Origin of the sequence: Actinomadura sp. NPDC049753, from assembly GCF_040674655.1 — a bacterium.
Lineage (GTDB): Bacteria > Actinomycetota > Actinomycetes > Streptosporangiales > Streptosporangiaceae > Spirillospora > Spirillospora verrucosospora.
Genome location: NZ_JBFARL010000176.1, coordinates 1 through 16219 on the forward strand (window position 1 = coordinate 1; position 16219 = coordinate 16219).

Below are 16219 nucleotides of genomic sequence, written 5' to 3' on the forward strand. Positions count from 1 at the left end.
CGGTCCCATCCCGAACCCGGAAGTTAAGCCCTTCAGCGCCGATGGTACTGCATGGGAGACCGTGTGGGAGAGTAGGACGCCGCCGGACACATATTAGGAAAGGGCCCCGCCGTTACCGGCGGGGCCCTTTTCCGTTTTCTGTCCCTGCCCGCTGTTAGTCTGCGCGCCATGAATCACCTGTTCGCCCGGCTTCTGGCCGGGCGTCTCTGCGTCTACGAGGTCGACGACGCCGCGGAAGGGCCTCTCCAAGCGGCCTGGTCCGTCCAGGTCGGTGCCGAGCTGGACGCGGGCAGTCTCGCCGTCGCCCCTGGGGGCGGTTCGCTCGTCTACGCGACGCAGCACGACATCGTCCGCCTGAGCCGCGACGGTGCCGAGCTGTGGCGGTACGCCTTGCTGCCCAGGTCGACCGAGAAGTACGGGCACAGGCCGACAGCCGCCTTCTCGCCGGACGGGACGCTGGTCTGGGTGTACCGGCCGGATGCGATGGCGGGCCGCGGAAGCCCCGACACATGGGTGGTTCTCGACGCCGGGTCCGGGGAGGTCCGCGCGCAGGCCGATCTGGGGTCCTGCGGGCACGGGGGAGAGCACCTGGCGCTGCCGGACGGGTCACGGATGCTGCTCGACGTGGGCGAGGGCCAGGACGGTTCACTCGTCTTCGCCGGCTCCCTCAAGGGGGCGACGCTGGAAGTGGAGCGATACCCGTGGGACGACCGGTGCGTCATGGCCCTGGCGCCGGGCGGCGGGCAGTTCATGAGCATCGACCACGGGCAGGCAGACGTGGCCTTCCACGAGTGTCCGAGCGGCGAGGTGGTGCTGAGCCTGCCGGTGGCGGTGTTCGGCCACGACCCCGAGGACGCGGCCTTCGAGTGGAGCGGCGGGTATCTGGACGCCGACACCGCCATCGTCACCATCTGCGGTGAGCGGGAAGAGGACGACGTGCCGGACGATGAACGGGAATGGCACGTCCACTACCGGATCGATCTGCGCACCGGGGGAGTGGTCGACCGGTTCGACGCCCATTCCCGCCATTCTTACGATCTGGAGCCGCTGGGGGACGGTTCCTGGCTGACCTCGGACCCGGACGGTCGGCCCGTTCGTTGGGTCGATCGAGGAGAGGGCGGCTGACGCCGATCCTGGGAAGGCGCCGCCCGGCCCACCGCCCGGCCCACCGGCCGGCTGGGTCTCGGCCGGTGGACGGTGCTGCGGTGAGGCGTCAGAACTCGTCGCCGGCGAGGACGGTGTCGGCGTCGACGATCCGGTACGCGTAGCCCTGCTCGGCCAGGAACCGCTGCCGGTGGGCGGCATAGTCCTGGTCGAGGGTGTCGCGGGCCACGACGGCGTAGAAGCGCGCTCCCGCACCGGACGCCTTGGGCCGCAGAAGGCGACCCAGCCGCTGCGCCTCCTCCTGCCGGGACCCGTAGGCGCCCGAGACCTGGACGGCGACGGACGCCTCGGGAAGGTCGATGGAGAAGTTCGCCACCTTGGAGACGACCAGGACGTCGATCTCTCCGCTGCGGAAGGCGTCGAACAGCCGCTCGCGCTCGCGGATCCGGGTCTCGCCCTTGATGACCGGAGCGTCCAGGAGCGCGCCGAGCTCGTCCAGCTGGTCGATGTACTGGCCGATGACGAGGGTCTGCTCGCCGCGGTGCCGGTCGACGAGCGCCTGGATGAGCTTGGTCTTGGTGTCGGTCGTGGCGCAGAAGCGGTACCGCTCCTCGGGCTCGGCGGTCGCGTAGGCGAGGCGCTCGGAGTCGGTGAGGGTGACGCGGACCTCGACGCAGTCGGCGGGCGCGATCCAGCCCTGCGCCTCCATGTCCTTCCACGGCGCGTCGTACCGCTTGGGGCCGATGAGGGAGAACACGTCCCCCTCGCGGCCGTCCTCCCGGACGAGGGTGGCGGTGAGGCCGAGGCGGCGGCGGGCCTGGAGGTCGGCGGTCATCCGGAAGATCGGCGCGGGCAGCAGGTGGACCTCGTCGTAGACGACCAGGCCCCAGTCGCGGGCGTCGAAGAGCTCCAGGTGCGCGTAGGCGCCCTTCCTGCGCGTCGTCATGATCTGGTAGGTGGCGATGGTGACCGGCCGGATCTCCTTCTTGGTGCCGGTGTACTCGCCGATCTCGTCCTCGGTGAGGGTCGTGCGGCGCAGCAGCTCCTGCTTCCACTGGTGCGCGGAGACGGTGTTGGTGACGAGGATCAGCGTGGTCGCCTGGGCGCGGGCCATCGCGGCGGCGCCGACGATCGTCTTGCCGGAGCCGCAGGGGAGGACGACGACGCCGGAGCCGCCGTGCCAGAACGCCGAGGCGGCCTCGCTCTGGTAGGAGCGCAGCTCCCAGCCGTCCTGGACGAGGGAGATGGCGTGGGCCTCGCCGTCCACGTAGCCGGCGAGGTCCTCGGCGGGCCAGCCGAGCTTGAGCAGGGCCTGCTTGAGGGCGCCGCGCTCGCTCGGGTGGACGGCCACGGCGTCGTCGCCGACGCGGTCGCCGATCATGCCCTTGATCTTCTTGGCGCGCAGCACCTCCTCCAGGACCGACCGGTCGGAGGACGACAGGACGAGCCCGTTCGCGGGGTCCTTCTCCAGCCGCAGCCGCCCGTACCGGGCCATGGTGTCGGCGACGTCCACGAGCAGGGCGTGCGGGACGGGGTACCGGGAGAACCGGATCAGGGTGTCGACGACCTGCTCGGCGTCGTGGCCGGCGGCGCGCGCGTTCCACAGCGCGAGCGGCGTCACCCGGTAGGTGTGGACGTGCTCGGGTGCCCGTTCGAGCTCGGCGAACGGGGCGATCTCCTTGCGGCAGGCGTCGGCCAGGTCGTGGTCGACCTCCAGCAGCAGCGTCTTGTCGGACTGGACGATGAGCGGACCGTCGGTCAAAGCAGAAGCCCCCGTCGGGTTTCGGAAGATCGATGCCTCGTCCGGACACCGGCATCGCTGCCGCACGCTACCCGAGCGGCGACCGCACTTCGCGCGTTCCGGAGAGGACGGGGTCTTCAACGCCCCGGCCACCGCGTTTATTGCGCGCCGGCGGCCGGCGGCGCGGCGCGGGGCGGGTCAGATCCCCTCGGAGGAGCCGTAGTCGGGGTCGGACATGACGCCGACGACGATGTAGACGATCAGGAGGGCGACGCCGATGACGATGGACGCGGCGAAGAGCGACCAGCTCCAGATCGTCAGTTTCCGGGCCGACTCCGGGTCGGTCTGGACGCGGCCGAGGGCGACCGCCGCGGTGATCAAGCCGGGGAGCGCCACGATGTTGCAGCACATCACGATCGCGACGGCGTTGCAGACGAGCGCGGCGATGGTGGAGCCGTTGCTCGTGGTCCGGTGGGGGACGCCCGGAGGCCCGTACCCGTAGCCGGGCTGGCCGTAGCCGGGCTGGGTGTAGCCGTAGCCCTGCCCGTACGCGCCGCCCGTGTCCCAGTGCTGGTTCCCGCCGTAGGGGTCGTCCCAGCCCGACGGCGGACGCCCTCCGTATCCGCTCATCGGGAGCCTCCCTCGCACCGTTCGCCCGGACACGCTATCCCGTCCGATGGGCCGTTGATTGGACCGTATGTGAGCTTCGCCGGTTCCCGCCTTTCCCGGCGTCCGGTTCCGGACACCGCAGGCCCGTCTCGGCGGATCGCGCCGGGACGGCTCAGGAGGCGTCGTCGAGTTCGGAGACCCCGGTGATGCGGTGCAGCGCGAAGCGGTGCACGGCCGCGCGGGTCGCGTCGTAGCCGGTGAGGAAGCCGCCCTCGACGCGGACGGGTTCGACGATGCGGCTGGACGCCTGCCCCTGCTGGTCGAGGTAACCGATCCAGACGCGGCCGCCGCGCTCGACGGCGCCGCGCAGCCGCTCGACGGTGGCCATCGCGGGTGAGCGGGGCGGCTCGCCGGACGGGGCCTGCCGGGCCTGCTCGGCGCCGTGCCGGGACGCCTCGTCGCCGGCGCGCAGCGCCCGCACGGCCGCGGAGATCATCGAAGCGTCGGTGCGGTCGTCGGGACGGAACCGGACGATCTCCGCGGTGGGCGGCGGGTCGGCGCGCTGCGCGTCCGGCCGGGTCACGATCACGCCGCCGCCGGGCGCCTCGGCGACCGGGGCGAGGCCCATGGCGCGCAGGCCGTCGAGCAGGTCGGCGCGCTGCAGCCCGGACGCCAGGACGGTCGGGGCGAGGCGGTACAGCCGCAGCGGCGCGGCGCGCCGGTCGGCGAGGATCTCGTCGAGGGTGGCGGGCGCGTCGGTCCGGACGTAGGACGACAGGGCGCCGACACGCAGGTGCCCGTGCCGGCGGGCGACGTCGTCGATCAGGTAGACGAGCGGCTGCGGGAGCGGGGTCGCCGAGTGCCGGGCGAGCAGGTCGGTGACGTCGGCGGCGGTCCGTCCCGCGTCCAGGGCCCGGCGGACGGACTCGGGGGTGAAGCGGTACACGGTGGCGCCGCCGGTCGACTCGACGTCGGCGGCGAGGGCCAGCTCCCGGGCGAGCTCGGTGACCAGCGGGCCTGGCGCGACGGCGGTCAGGTCGGCCTGGACGAGGATCTCGTCGACCGGCTCCGGGAGGTACTTCTCCAGCGCGGGCTCGGGGTCGTCGCCGGCGAGCAGGTCGCGGCCGAATGGGGCCAGCTCCCCGAAGCCGGTGAGCCCGAGGGCGGCGGCCTCGCGGAGCGTCCAGCCGACGAGGCGGTCGCGGGCGGGTCCGCCGTGGCGGGGCCGCAGCCACGCCAGCCGGGCCAGGAGCGCGTCCTCGCCGACGACGACGCCGCGGCCCGCGCCGGCGAGGACCTCGAGGACGGCGCGGCGGGTGGACGGCGCGCTGCTGCGCACCATCGCCTCGCTGAGGGCGTTGATGAGCCGGTCGCGGTCGTCGCGGTCGCCGGCGAGCCCGGCGGCGCGGTCGGACTTCAGCCAGCCGCGGGCCAGCTCCGTCCAGCGCCCGGCGGTGTCGCGCATCAGCCACAGGTCGTAGGCGGGGGTGGGCAGCCACTCGCCGTCGAGGTCGCCGCTGCGGGTCAGCAGGCCCGCCGCGTAGGCGACCTCGACGAGCAGGGCGGCCTTCCACTCCGGGACGTCCAGGAGCGTCGCGGCGGCGCGCAGGTCGCGGACGGCGAGGCCGCCGCTGCGCAGGACGGGCGGCGGTTCCAGGCCCCAGCGCTCCAGCAGGTCCTCGATGAGCCGGACGGCGCCCGCGGCCTCGCCCGCCGCGGCGCGCACGACCACGTCCTCACGGCGCGGTTCGACCGCCGCGGAGAGCGGCGGCGGCTCGGCGGGGACGTCCCGGAACAGCCGCCCGCCCCGCAGGTGCAGGGCGACCTCGCGGGGCAGGGTGACCGTGCGGTCGTCCTCGGCGGCGAGGAGGCCGCGCGCCAGGAGCCGCTCGATGGGGGTGGTCGCGGTGTCGAGCCGGACGGGACGGCGCGCGTCGGCGACCCGCCCGACCGGAGGCCCCCACGCGAGCTGGTCGAGGGCGGCCCGCGCCTCTGGCCCGGCGTCCTCGATCAGGGCGGCGGGGTCGCTCAGCAGCTCGGCGAGCCGGGCGAGGAGGCGGCCGGAGTCGGCGAAGCCGCGCGGAGCCTCGCCGTCCAGGTCGGTGACCAGGTCGGTGAGCCGCTCGGCGGGGTAGCCCGCGAAGACCTCCCGGACGGGCGGCCCGAGCCCGGCCGGGTGCGGCAGGCTCTGCCGGACGCCGGGCGCCGTGGCCGGGGCGCCGTCCCCCCATGCCAGGCCGAACCGGCGGAGGGTGGCGAGCGCGCCCTCGGCCTGCCCGGGGGTGGCGTCGAGGGCGGCGGCGAGCGCGTCCGGCCCGGCCGGAGCGGGCAGGACGAGCAGGGCCTCCAGGACGGCGAGGGTGAAGCGGTCGAGGCGGTCGAGCGCGCGGGACACGGCGGCGGGCGTGGCGGCGCGGGCGGCGAGCGCGGTCAGGTCGGCGGGGACGGGGGCGAGCAGCTCGGGACGCGCGGCCAGCAGCGCGCGCAGTTCGTCGTCGCCGCGCGCGCGCAACCAGTCCGCATACGTTTCCATGCCGTTCCCCAACTTTAAGTCGCGTGCATGCCGCAGGCACGCGGGCCTCCAGGTTAGAGGCCCGCGCGAGGTGGGGAACTCCGGCCGACCGCGATCAGGTGGCGGGCGTGCGGTCCAGATGCACCAGCCCGAGGCCGAGGCGTGCCCAGCTCTCCACGAACCGCTTCTCGTCGATGCGCGTCGGCGGCTCGTACATCGCCTCGTTCGCGAGCCAGTAGTTCACCACGGCGCCGCCGAGGATCGACGCGACCGCGGGCCAGTCCTCGTCGAAGCCCTCGAACTCGGGCTGCGCCGCCAGCCAGGTGGCGATCCCGTCGTACAGCGGGTTGACGATGCCCTCGCGCATCTCCGCCACCAGGTTCGGGAACTGGTCGAGGTCGCGGAACAGGACCCGGATGAGGTCCTGCTCCTCGCGCATCTTGGCGAGCCCGGCCTGGCACGTCATGCGCAGCCGGGTTTCGAGCGGGCGCTCCTCGAAGGCGGTGGACTGCGTGAGAACGTCGCTGATCTGCCGGCGGGTCCGCTCGATGTGCTCGCGGATGGCCGAGGAGAGCACCTCCTCCTTGGACCGGAAGTGCCGGTAGAGGCCGCCCGCGCCCGGGGACAGGCCGGCCGCCGCCTCGATCTCGGCGACCGACGTCGCCGCGTAGCCCCGGTCGGCGAACAGCCGGAGCGACTCGGCCACGATGCGGTCGCGCGTAGATGTCGTCATGGTGATGAATTCCCTCCGCAAGAACAGTAAGGCATGTTCACGCGGCCGGTCCCCGCGTCGCGTGCGGCGCGCCCGAATCCGTGATGCCGCTCGCGGCGGGGCGCCCGCCGACTAGAGTTCCTTCGTCCGCGCCCCGTCGCCGGAAGGGGCGTCGTCGGAAAGGTCGGCGATGTTCAAGTCTCCGCGGAAGGCGGCCGACGGGGCCTTCCTGCCCGAGGACTTCGTGGTGCCCACGCTGGTGGCCGGGCCCGACTTCCAGATCCGTCCGATCACCGTGCACGACGTGGTCAAGGACTACGGCGCCGTGATCGGCAGCCTGGACCGGCTGGCCGGCCGGTTCGGGCCCGAGTGGGGCTGGCCCGACCGCGAGTTCACCTTCGAGCAGGCCCTGATCGACGTGGCGTGGCTGCAGAAGCAGGGGCAGCTGCGGCGCTCGTTCAGCTACGTCGTGATCACACCGGACGGGGAGAAGCAGCTCGGCCGGATCCACGTCGCCCCGTCGGACCGTCCCGGCTCGGACGCGGTGGTGGTGTTCTGGGTGCGCGCCGACGAGGAGAACTCCGTCCTGGAGAAGGAGCTGGAGGGGTTCGTCCGCGAATGGGTCAGCACGGCGTGGCCCTTCGACAAGGTCCGCTTCCCCGGCCGCGACTAGCCCAGGCGGCGGACGAGGCCGACGAGGATGCGGCCGACCACCAGGTAGACGAGGGCGGCGAGGCCGTAGTTGACGGCGACCTCCACCTTGGGGTTCTCCGGCTGGAAGACGTCCTTGAACTGCCAGCACAGGTCGGTGGCCCGGTCCCCGAACCAGCGGACGAGGTCGTTGGCGGTGTTGGCCTCGAACGCGACGAAGACGATGTGCACGGCCAGGATCGCCACCACGAGCGTGGTGGCGATGGAGACCGCCGCCGCGAGCAGGCCGGCGGCGCGGCGGCGGGTCGCCGCGGCGGCGGGCAGCCGGCGGGCGCGCGGGGCGCGGTGGTCACCGCCGGGCTCGGTCTGGGTCCCTGCCATGTGCGGCCTCCTTCACCGGGTCGGGCGCCGGTCGTCCTTGGGGCGGGGGTGGTGCGTTCGTATGCTGCGTTTTCCCTGGTCAGGTGGTTTGTGGTCGAGGGCCCGGGTATATGCGAGACACGGTCCCGCGCTCTCCTACTCGGATCCCGTCGCATCGCCACTACCAGGAGAGCGCGGGTCCTTGCGTGTGTCCACCCCCCTTACCCTGTGGGCGTGCTCGATCTTTCCTCCTCCGCGCCGTCCCGCGACGGCCTCGCGATCGGTTTCGACCTCGACCTGACCCTCGCCGACACCCGCGCCGGGATCGGCGCCGTCTACGCGGCCCTGGCGGCGGAGACGGGCGTGCCGATCGACACCGCGCAGGTGGTGCGGCGCATCGGGCCCCCGCTGGAGGAGGAGCTCGCGTACTGGTTCCCGCCGGAGGAGGTGCCGGCGATGGCGGCGCGCTACCGGGCGATCTACGCCGACGTCGCGGTCCCGGCGACCGTGCTCATGCCGGGGGCCGCCGCCGCGCTGGAGGCGGTGCGGGCCCGCGGCGGGCGGGTGGTCGTCGTGTCGGGCAAGAACCAGGCCGACACCGAGCGGACCGTCCGGTACCTCGGGCTGGCGGCGGACGCCGTGGTGGGCGGCCTGTTCGGCGCCGACAAGGGCGCCGCCCTGCGCGAGCACGGCGCCGGCGCCTACATCGGCGACCACACCGGTGACGTGGACGCCGCACGGGCCGCCTCGGCGGTGGCGGTGGCCGTCGCGACCGGCGCGTACGACTCGGCGGCCCTCACCGCCTACGGCGCGGACGTCGTCCTGCCGGACCTGCTGGCGTTCCCCGGCTGGCTCGGCGGTTTCCGGGCGGGCTGACCCGGCCCCTGCGGGCTGAGCTGCGCGGCGATATTCGGATGCCGTTCCGGGGCGGCCGGGATAGCGTCGATCGCGTTGCCCCGTAGGCCTCGCGGCGCCCCCGGCATGTTCACCGGCCCGCGGCGAGGCACTAATCTTGGGGTCGATTCAGGACGCTTACCGAACGAGGTCTCCGGTGCCGACTGGCAAGGTCAAGTGGTACGACTCCGACAAGGGGTTCGGCTTCCTCACCCGCGACGACGGCGGTGAGGTCTTCGTGCACTCGTCGGCGCTGCCGGCCGGGGTCACGACCCTCAAGCCGGGCCAGCGCATCGAGTTCGGCGTGGTCGAGGGGCGCCGCGGTCAGCAGGCCCTGCAGGTGCGGGTGCTGGAGACGCTGCCGTCGGTGGAGAAGACCATCGCCAAGCAGCGGCGCAAGAAGCCCGACGAGATGGTCGTCATCACCGAGGACCTGATCAAGCTGCTGGACGGGATCTCCAACACCTACCGGCGGGGCAAGCACCCGGCTCCCGCGGAGGCCAAGAAGATCGCGATAGTGCTGCGCGCGGTCGCCGACGACCTGGCGCCCTGACCGTCCCCGCCCGCTCCCGACCGCCCCGGACGCCTCGCGGCGCCGGAGGTCAGGCGCGCATCTCGTGGTGCGCGTCCTTGAGCGGGCCGGTGCGGTCGGGCCTCCCGGCCCGGCGCTGGACCCCGGCCTGCCGCATCACCAGCAGCCCGAACGCGAGGGCCAGCGCCGCCGCGACGACCGCGAGCGCGAGCCGCCCGTCGGCGACGATCGACATGCCGAGGCCGAGCAGTCCGCCGAGGACCCAGCTGAGCTGGTGCAGGGTCTCCGAGACCGCGAAGGTGGACGAGCTCACCTCCTCGCCGATCTCGCGCTGCACGACCGCGTCCATGGACAGCTTGCCGAGCACCTGCCCGAGCCCGGCCGCGGTCGCCACGGCGAGGGCCGCCCACAGCCCGAAGAACGCGGCGCCCGCGGCGGTGACGCCGGTGACGCACGCCAGCGTCGCCGAGACGATGAACCGCGGCGCCCGCGCCTTCATCCAGGCGCCGAGCGCGGTGCCGATCAGCCCGCCCGCGCCCGCGCACGCCGCCAGCAGGCCGAGGGCGACGTGGTGCGACACCGGGTCGAACCGCTCCTGGCGCAGCAGGAACGCCAGGTAGATGATCAGGAAGCCGGAGAACGCGCGCAGCACCGCGTTCGCCTGCATCGCCTCGGCGACGACCGGGCCGACGCGCGGCAGCGCCCGCCACGCGCGGCGCGGGGCGGCCTTCTCCGCCGCCGGTTCGGCCTCGGGGACGTCCACGTGCCGGGGCAGCCGCATGGTGAACACGGCGCCCAGCAGGAACAGGACCGTGCCGATGCGCAGCACCCAGCCCGGCCCGACCAGCACGGCGAGGCCGGCCCCGGCGGGCGCCGTGATCGACGCGGCGATGAGCCCGGCGAACGAGCAGCGCGCGTTCGCCGTCACCAGCGGGATCTCCTCCGGCAGGACGCGGGGGGTGACCGCGGCGCGCAGCACCCCGAAGGCCTTGGACAGCACCAGCACGCCGAACGCGGCCGGCAGGAAGGTGACCTGGTCGCCGTGGGGGAGCGCGCTCGCCAGCGCCCAGCACAGCAGCGCCCGCATCACGAACGTGCTCGCGATCGCGTACCGGCGGACGTGCCTGGCCCGGTCCAGCGCGGGGCCGATCAGCGGTGCGACCAGCGCGAACGGCGCCATCGTGACGACGAGGTAGAGGGCGACCTGGCTGCGCGCCTGGTTGACGTCCAGGCCGAAGAACAGGGTTCCCGCGAGCGCGACCGTGACCAGCGCGTCCCCGGCGGAGTTGAACGCGCACGCCTCGATCAGGCTGCCGAGCCCGCTGCGGCCGGCGCCCTGGGCGTGGGTGACGCGGCGGGTGAGCCGCCCCGTCCCGAGCGCCGCCGAGCGCGCTGCGCGGCACGCCCGCGCCGCACCCCCGGCGACGGCGCGTGCGGACCGACCCGCCCGTGTCCGGTCTGCCATCCGCCCTGTTCTCTCCTCGCGGTCGTCCCGGCTCGGGGGCCGGGGGCGGCCATCGGAGTCCTCGACTGAGAGTACGTTCCCCGCTGGAATGAGGGATCACCTCGCGGACGGCGCCCGCCTTGTGCGGGACACGTGCCCGCATGGGCGAGAATTGACATGTGAGCCCACAGCGCCAGTCCAGCCCCGCGCGCTCCGCCGCCGCGCGCACCACGTCCGGGGCCGCCCGCCGGTCCCGCACACCCGCCGTCGACTCCGCCTGCGCCGAGGCGGTCGACCTCGCCCGGGAGGCCGCCGAGGACACCGCCGGCCAGACCCAGGTCGGCGAGCACCTCGGCCTGCGCGCCGAGGGCGACCGGGTGGTGACGCACTACTTCGAGTGCCTCGACCCCGCGTACGTCGGCTGGCGGTGGGCCGTGACGGTGACCCGCGCGTCCCGCGCCAAGAACGTCACGGTCAGCGAGTGCGTCCTGCTCCCCGGCGACGACGCGCTCCTCGCGCCGCCGTGGGTGCCGTGGCTGGAGCGGCTGCGCCCGGGCGACCTCGGCCCCGGCGACCTGCTGCCGACCGCGCCCGACGACGTGCGGCTCGCGCCCGGCTTCACGCAGGTGGACGAGTCGACCGACCGCGAGGCCCAGTGGGAGCTCGGCCTCGGGCGCGTGCGGGTGCTGTCGCGGGAGGGCCGCGACGAGGCCGCCGCCCGCTGGTACGACGGCGTCGCCGGGCCCCGCGCCCCGATCGCCGCGTCCGCCCCCGCCCAGTGCTCCACCTGCGGCTTCTACGTGGTGCTGGCGGGCGCGCTGCGGCAGGTGTTCGGCGTCTGCGCCAACGAGTACGCGCCCGACGACGGCCGCGTCGTCTCCGCCGACCACGGCTGCGGCGCGCACTCCGAGGCCGTCTCCCTCCCGGCGGTGTCCGAGCACAACCCGCCGGTCATCGACGAGCTCGGCTACGAGGTCGTCCCCACCGGCGGTGACGAGGACGCCGCGTCCCTCGACGACGAGGCGCTCGGCCACAGCTGATCCCATGGAGGACGTGTTCGGCGCGCGGGCGCTGCGAGAGCGGGTCCTGCGCGCCTGGGCCGAGTCCCCGGCGCGCTTCCGCGAGGACGCCAACGCCGAGGAGGACCACGCCCTCGGCGGCTACCGCGACCGCGTCGTCATCGAGCTGGCGCAGAACGCCGCCGACGCCGCGCGGCGCGCCGCCGTGCCGGGCCGCCTCAGACTGGCGCTGCGCACCGGCGGGGAGCCGCTGCTGACCGCGGCGAACACCGGGGCGCCGCTCGACGCCGCCGGGGTGGAGGCCCTCTCGACGCTGCGCGCCTCGGCCAAGCGCGACGAGCCGGCGACCGCCGGCCGCTTCGGCGTGGGCTTCGCCGCGGTCGTCGCCGTGACCGACGCCCCGGCCATCGCGTCCGGGACGGCGGGCGTCGAGTGGTCGCTGGCGCGCGCCCGGGAACTGGTCGAGGGGATCCCGGGGCTGGCCGAGGAGCTGGGGCGGCGCGGCGGGCACGTCCCGCTGCTGCGGCTGCCGTTCGCCCTGGACCGGGCGCCCGAGGTCCCGGCGGGCTTCGACAGCGTCGTGCGGCTGCCGTTGCGGGGCGAGGCGGTGGAGCCGGTCCGGCGGCAGCTCCGGCAGGTGGGGGCGGCGCTCATGCTGGCGCTGCCCGCGCTGGAGCACGTCGAGATCGACGTCGACGGGGACGTCCGGACGCTGACCGCCGAACGGCGCGCCCCGGGCGAGGTGATGATCGACGGCGGGCTGTGGCGGACGGTCGAGGCGCACGGGGAGATCCCCGCGGAGCTCCTGCGGGACCGTCCCGTGGAGGAGCGGGCCCGGCCGTTCTGGCAGGTGCGGTGGGCGCTGCCCGAGGGCGGGCTCCCCGGCGGCACGCCCGGCGTCCTGCACGCGCCCACGCCCAGCGACGAGCGCCTCGACCTGCCCGCGCTGCTCATCGCGTCCTTCCCGCTCGCGCCCGACCGGCGGCACGTCGCGCCCGGTGCGCTGGCCGACCTCCTCGTCGACCGGGCCGCCGAGGCCTACGTGCGGCTGCTGGGCGAACTGCCCGTCTCCCCGAAGGTGCTGGAGCTCGTGCCGGGGCCGATCGCCGCCGGAGAGCTGGACGCGCGGATCCGGCGGGGGATCCGGGAGCGGCTCCCGGAGGCGCCCGTCCTGCCCCACCGGACCCGCGGGCGCGACGCGATCGCCGTGGACGCTCCCGCCGCGTTCGTCGAGGTGCTCGGCGGCCGGGGCGCCGAGGAGGAGCCGGACACCGTCGTGGGCGGCCTGCTGCCGCCGGAGTGGCCCGCGCGGAGCCCGGCGCTGGCGGCGCTCGGGGTGCGGCGGGTGGAACTGGCCGACGTCATCGACGAGCTGGCCGCTGTGGACCGGGAACCGGCGTGGTGGCACCGGGTGTACGACGCGCTCGCCGGGGCCGCCACCGACGCTCTGGGGGCCCTGCCGGTGCCGCTGGCGGGCGGGACGGGGCGTGTCGTGCGGGGGCCGCGCGGCCTGCTGATCGCGGACGGCGTGGATCCCGCGGGCCTGGACGTGCTGGGGCTGCGCTTCGTCCACCCGGACGCCGTGCACCCGCTCCTGGCGCGGCTCGGCGCGGTCGAGGCCGGGCCGCGGGCCGTGCTGGCGGACGCCGCCGTGCGGGCGGCCGTCGAGGAGTCCTTCGACGCCGACGATCCCGACGCGGTCGCCGAGGCCGTGCTGGGCCTGGTCGCGGCCGCGCACGCCGATCCCGGCGACGAGCCGTGGCTGGCCGAGCTGGCCCTGCCCGGCGACGACGGCGAGCTCTACCCGGCGGGCGAGCTGCTGCTGCCGGAGAGCCCGCTGCGGGAGATCATGGCCGACGACGCCCCGTTCGGCGTCGTGGACGCGGAGGTCCTGGAGCGGTGGGGCGCGGAGACGCTCACGGCCGCCGGCGTCCTGGACGGGTTCGCGCTGGCCAGGGCCGAGGACGTCAACCTCATGGGCCTCGCCGACGAGGCCGAGAGCCTCGAACTCGACGACGAGGACCTGTGGGCGGACGACGTGCTGCGCCGGACCGGTGAGCAGGACCTCCCCCCGCTCGTTCCCGAGTTCGCGGCGGTCCGCGACCTCGAACTCGTCGACGACTGGGCGGCGGCCCTCAGGGTTCTCGCCGCGCCGCCGTGCCGGTCCGCGATCGTGGATCCCGCCCATGTCGCCCTGCACACCGGGCGGCGTGTCGTCGTCCCGTCCTACACGGCGTGGTGGCTGAGCCGCCGTCCCGTCCTGGACGGCCGCAGGCCGGGCGAGTTCCGCCTGGGCGGCGACGAGGCGCTCGCGGGGCTCTACGACGTCGCGCCGCAGGGCCTGGACGAGCAATTCCTGCTCGCCCTGGGCGTCCGCACGTCACTGGTGGATCTGCTCGATGAGCCCGGGGGCGCGCAGGAACTGCTGGATCGCCTGGGAGATGCCCGGCGGCCGGTGGGGCGGTCCCAGCTGGGCGGGCTCTGGACGGCGCTGGCCGACGCCCCGGACGCGGCCGTCGAGCCGCCCGAGCGCGTGCGGGCGGTCGTCGACGGCGACGTCGAGGTGGTCGACGCGGCGGACGCCCTCGTCCTGGACGGCCCCGACGTGCTCCCCCTCCTCCAAGGGCAGCCGCTCGTCATCGCCGGGCAGGGGCGCGACGCGCGCCTGGCCGAACTCCTGGACCTGCCGCTCGCCGGGGAGGAGATCCCGGGGCTCGTGGGGTCGGACGGCGAGAGGCGTCCCGTCCCGGAGGCCGTCAGGGCGGTTCTGCCCGGCGCTCCCGCCGGCTACCTCGCCCATGAGCGCCTCATCGTGGACGGCCAGGACGTCCCGTGGTGGACGAGGGACGGCGAGATCCACGCGAGCGGCGTCGCCGGCCTGGCGCGGGCGCTCGCCTGGTCCACCGGGCACTGGGGCGACCGGCTCCTGCTGGAGGCCGTCCTGCGGGCCCCCGAGACCCTGCCCGTCCTGCTCGCCGAGGACGATCTGGAGGCCTAGGGAGCCCTAGGAGGGCGTCTCGCGCCTGGCGGCGCGCTCGGCCTCCTGCCGGGCGCGACCGGCCTGGAGCCGGGGGACGTACCACACGGCGAAGAGCCCGATGCCGATGCCGGCGCAGCACACCCACAGCCACCAGCGGTCCTGCGACGGCAGCCCGACGATCAGCAGCACGACGAGCGCCACCGCCCAGGCGGCCGCTCCCACGGCCGCGATGCGGACGTCGTTGGTCTGCATCGGCGGCGGATCCGGGCGGCGCGGAGGGCTCATGCGATCAGGCTACGCGGCCCCGGCCCGCCAGTCCGCCGGTGACCATCGTGATGAGCAGCTCATAACTGCCCTCCAGGTCCGCGGGGAGGCCGAAGCCGCCTGCCGCCTCCAGGACGGCGAACCCGTGGACGGCCGAGCGCAGGCAGCGCGCCGCGTGGACGAGCTCCGGCCCCTCCAGGGCGTAGCCGCGCAGCGCCCCGTACAGGATGTTCAGCAGCCGCTCCGCGGCGTCGCCGGCCGAGCCGCCCTCCGGGACCGCGGTCTGCTCCATCGCCCCGTAGCGGCCCGGATGCTCCACCACGTACGCCCGGTAGGCGTACATCAGCGCCCGGACGGCGTCGTCGCCGGACCGTCCGAGCGCGGCCTCCCCGAGCCGTTCGGCGAGTTCCTCCAGGACGCGCGCGGTCACCAGGTGTCGCAACTCGGCGAGATTGCGGACATGCTTATACAGGGAGGGTGTCGCGACCCCGGCCCTTCCCGCCACCGCCGCCAGCGTGAGGGCACCGGGGCCCTCGGCGTCCACGACGGCGACGGCGGCGTCCACGACCGCGTCGGGCGACAGTCCCGCACGGGGCATCGCGACCCTCCTCCATGTCTCTTTAGCTAACAGGCTAAGGAGCTTAGCGAAAGTGTCAAGTGGCGGCGTGGCAGCATGGGCAGCACAGGAGACCGAGGACGATGACATTGCCACCGATCCGGGGCCGCACGGCGTCCGCGCCCGGGCTGGCCGAGGAGCTGCGCATCTCGATCGCGCGGCTGTCGCGCCGGCTGCGCACGCTGCGGCCGTCCGCGGCGGGCGAGGGCGGCCCGAGCCCGCTGTCGCTCACGCAGTTCGCCGCGCTCGCCGCCATCGAGCGGCACGGGTCGATGACGCCGCGGGAGCTGGCCGACCACGAGAAGGTGCAGCCGCCCTCGATGACCCGCGTCATCGCCTACCTGGAGGAGCGGGGGCTCGTCGCGCGCAGCCCCCATCCGACCGACGGGCGCCAGGTCGTGCTGAACGCCACCGACGAGGGCGCCGCCCTGCTCGCCGACGAGCGCCGCCGCAAGGAGGCCTGGCTCGCCATGCGTCTCGGCGAGCTGACCGACGAGGAGCGTGAGATCCTCCGCCGCGCCGCGCCCGTCATCGACAAGCTCAGCCGCTCCTGACCCCGCCGCCGCGGGCCCGCGGGCACCGGGGGACCGCTTGATCGGGTTTCTTCGCGGTTGCCGGAATGCGGGCGGATTGATTACCGTTAGCCTTGGTAATGACTTCTGCTAACGAAACCCCCGACGAACCCGAGGGGACCGCGACGCGCGGCGCCCGCGGGCGGCGGGCCGCACACCCGGCCCGGGCCGCCGCCCTCGCGACCCCTGCCCGCCGTCGCCGCCCCGCC

Annotated in this window: 15 protein-coding genes and 1 rRNA gene; 8 read left to right on the plus strand and 8 right to left on the minus strand. The window is 74.8% G+C overall.

Annotated elements, in window-relative coordinates; translation table 11 throughout:
• Both rrf and AB0K37_RS32260 read left to right on the plus strand, forming a co-directional pair.
• Positions 1 to 88 (plus strand): 5S ribosomal RNA (rrf, locus tag AB0K37_RS32255); the annotation flags it as partial.
• An 80-nt stretch (positions 89 to 168) separates the two neighbouring features.
• Positions 169 to 1125, plus strand: a complete 957-nt coding sequence (locus AB0K37_RS32260; protein ID WP_363987420.1) for a hypothetical protein — start codon at positions 169 to 171, stop codon at positions 1123 to 1125.
• Positions 1126 to 1213: 88 nt separating this feature from the next.
• On the opposite strand, the gene AB0K37_RS32265 is transcribed toward AB0K37_RS32260, so the two are convergent.
• The 4 genes from AB0K37_RS32265 to AB0K37_RS32280 form a co-directional block, all read right to left on the minus strand.
• Positions 1214 to 2866, minus strand: coding sequence for a DNA repair helicase XPB (locus AB0K37_RS32265; RefSeq protein WP_363987422.1), 1653 nt, complete (start codon positions 2864 to 2866; stop codon positions 1214 to 1216).
• A 177-nt stretch (positions 2867 to 3043) separates the two neighbouring features.
• The gene (locus tag AB0K37_RS32270) at positions 3044 to 3475 is read right to left on the minus strand and encodes a DUF4190 domain-containing protein (protein WP_363987424.1); all 432 of its coding nucleotides are present in this window, start codon (positions 3473 to 3475) and stop codon (positions 3044 to 3046) included.
• A gap of 151 nt (positions 3476 to 3626) precedes the next feature.
• Positions 3627 to 5987 carry a helicase-associated domain-containing protein gene (locus tag AB0K37_RS32275; RefSeq protein WP_363987426.1) on the minus strand — a complete coding sequence of 787 codons (2361 nt, stop codon included), beginning with the start codon at positions 5985 to 5987 and terminating at the stop codon, positions 3627 to 3629.
• Positions 5988 to 6081: 94 nt separating this feature from the next.
• Positions 6082 to 6699: a TetR/AcrR family transcriptional regulator gene (locus AB0K37_RS32280; protein WP_345173134.1), complete on the minus strand. Its 618-nt coding sequence runs from the start codon at positions 6697 to 6699 to the stop codon at positions 6082 to 6084.
• A 169-nt stretch (positions 6700 to 6868) separates the two neighbouring features.
• Between AB0K37_RS32280 and AB0K37_RS32285 the strand changes: the two genes are divergently transcribed.
• On the plus strand, positions 6869 to 7351 hold the full coding sequence (locus AB0K37_RS32285; protein WP_360353911.1) for a GNAT family N-acetyltransferase: 483 nt from the start codon (positions 6869 to 6871) through the stop codon (positions 7349 to 7351).
• On the opposite strand, the gene AB0K37_RS32290 is transcribed toward AB0K37_RS32285, so the two are convergent.
• Positions 7348 to 7710 carry a hypothetical protein gene (locus AB0K37_RS32290; protein WP_363987429.1) on the minus strand — a complete coding sequence of 121 codons (363 nt, stop codon included), beginning with the start codon at positions 7708 to 7710 and terminating at the stop codon, positions 7348 to 7350. The two genes, AB0K37_RS32285 and AB0K37_RS32290, sit on opposite strands and share 4 nt — an antisense overlap.
• A 213-nt stretch (positions 7711 to 7923) precedes the next feature.
• On the opposite strand from AB0K37_RS32290, the gene AB0K37_RS32295 reads away from it, so the two are divergent.
• Entirely contained in the window at positions 7924 to 8565 is a 642-nt protein-coding gene (locus AB0K37_RS32295) for an HAD hydrolase-like protein (RefSeq protein WP_363987431.1), read from the plus strand.
• A gap of 175 nt (positions 8566 to 8740) precedes the next feature.
• On the plus strand, positions 8741 to 9136 hold the full coding sequence (locus AB0K37_RS32300) for a cold-shock protein (RefSeq protein WP_179844238.1): 396 nt from the start codon (positions 8741 to 8743) through the stop codon (positions 9134 to 9136).
• A gap of 49 nt (positions 9137 to 9185) precedes the next feature.
• Here the strand turns inward: AB0K37_RS32300 and AB0K37_RS32305 are convergent, their stop codons facing one another.
• Complete coding sequence (locus AB0K37_RS32305) at positions 9186 to 10580, minus strand: MFS transporter (RefSeq protein ID WP_363987433.1); 1395 nt, start codon at positions 10578 to 10580, stop codon at positions 9186 to 9188.
• A gap of 158 nt (positions 10581 to 10738) precedes the next feature.
• On the opposite strand from AB0K37_RS32305, the gene AB0K37_RS32310 reads away from it, so the two are divergent.
• Both AB0K37_RS32310 and AB0K37_RS32315 read left to right on the plus strand, forming a co-directional pair.
• Positions 10739 to 11599, plus strand: a complete 861-nt coding sequence (locus tag AB0K37_RS32310) for a DUF3027 domain-containing protein (protein ID WP_363987435.1) — start codon at positions 10739 to 10741, stop codon at positions 11597 to 11599.
• A gap of 4 nt (positions 11600 to 11603) precedes the next feature.
• The gene (locus tag AB0K37_RS32315) at positions 11604 to 14576 is read left to right on the plus strand and encodes a hypothetical protein (protein WP_363987437.1); all 2973 of its coding nucleotides are present in this window, start codon (positions 11604 to 11606) and stop codon (positions 14574 to 14576) included.
• Positions 14577 to 14582: 6 nt separating this feature from the next.
• Here the strand turns inward: AB0K37_RS32315 and AB0K37_RS32320 are convergent, their stop codons facing one another.
• A complete protein-coding gene (locus AB0K37_RS32320; RefSeq protein ID WP_363987438.1) occupies positions 14583 to 14843 on the minus strand; it encodes a DUF2530 domain-containing protein in 261 nt (86 codons plus the stop codon).
• A 4-nt stretch (positions 14844 to 14847) separates the two neighbouring features.
• Positions 14848 to 15420 carry a TetR-like C-terminal domain-containing protein gene (locus AB0K37_RS32325; protein WP_363987440.1) on the minus strand — a complete coding sequence of 191 codons (573 nt, stop codon included), beginning with the start codon at positions 15418 to 15420 and terminating at the stop codon, positions 14848 to 14850.
• A 101-nt stretch (positions 15421 to 15521) separates the two neighbouring features.
• Here AB0K37_RS32325 and AB0K37_RS32330 point away from each other — a divergent pair, with 101 nt between their 5' ends.
• Positions 15522 to 15992 (plus strand): MarR family transcriptional regulator, encoded by a 471-nt coding sequence (locus AB0K37_RS32330; protein WP_363987442.1) that lies wholly within the window; start codon positions 15522 to 15524, stop codon positions 15990 to 15992.
• Positions 15993 to 16219: the final 227 nt, after the last annotated feature.

What these genes read in the sequence shown, in the direction of transcription:
- AB0K37_RS32260 (WP_363987420.1), top strand. Translation starts at nt 169, where the DNA reads ATGAATCACCTGTTCGCCCGGCTTCTGGCCGGGCGTCTCTGCGTCTAC.
- AB0K37_RS32270 (WP_363987424.1), bottom strand. Translation starts at nt 3,475, where the DNA reads ATGAGCGGATACGGAGGGCGTCCGCCGTCGGGCTGGGACGACCCCTAC.
- AB0K37_RS32275 (WP_363987426.1), bottom strand. Translation starts at nt 5,987, where the DNA reads ATGGAAACGTATGCGGACTGGTTGCGCGCGCGCGGCGACGACGAACTG.
- AB0K37_RS32280 (WP_345173134.1), bottom strand. Translation starts at nt 6,699, where the DNA reads ATGACGACATCTACGCGCGACCGCATCGTGGCCGAGTCGCTCCGGCTG.
- AB0K37_RS32285 (WP_360353911.1), top strand. Translation starts at nt 6,869, where the DNA reads ATGTTCAAGTCTCCGCGGAAGGCGGCCGACGGGGCCTTCCTGCCCGAG.
- AB0K37_RS32290 (WP_363987429.1), bottom strand. Translation starts at nt 7,710, where the DNA reads ATGGCAGGGACCCAGACCGAGCCCGGCGGTGACCACCGCGCCCCGCGC.
- AB0K37_RS32305 (WP_363987433.1), bottom strand. Translation starts at nt 10,580, where the DNA reads ATGGCAGACCGGACACGGGCGGGTCGGTCCGCACGCGCCGTCGCCGGG.
- AB0K37_RS32315 (WP_363987437.1), top strand. Translation starts at nt 11,604, where the DNA reads ATGGAGGACGTGTTCGGCGCGCGGGCGCTGCGAGAGCGGGTCCTGCGC.
- AB0K37_RS32320 (WP_363987438.1), bottom strand. Translation starts at nt 14,843, where the DNA reads ATGAGCCCTCCGCGCCGCCCGGATCCGCCGCCGATGCAGACCAACGAC.
- AB0K37_RS32325 (WP_363987440.1), bottom strand. Translation starts at nt 15,420, where the DNA reads ATGCCCCGTGCGGGACTGTCGCCCGACGCGGTCGTGGACGCCGCCGTC.
- AB0K37_RS32330 (WP_363987442.1), top strand. Translation starts at nt 15,522, where the DNA reads ATGACATTGCCACCGATCCGGGGCCGCACGGCGTCCGCGCCCGGGCTG.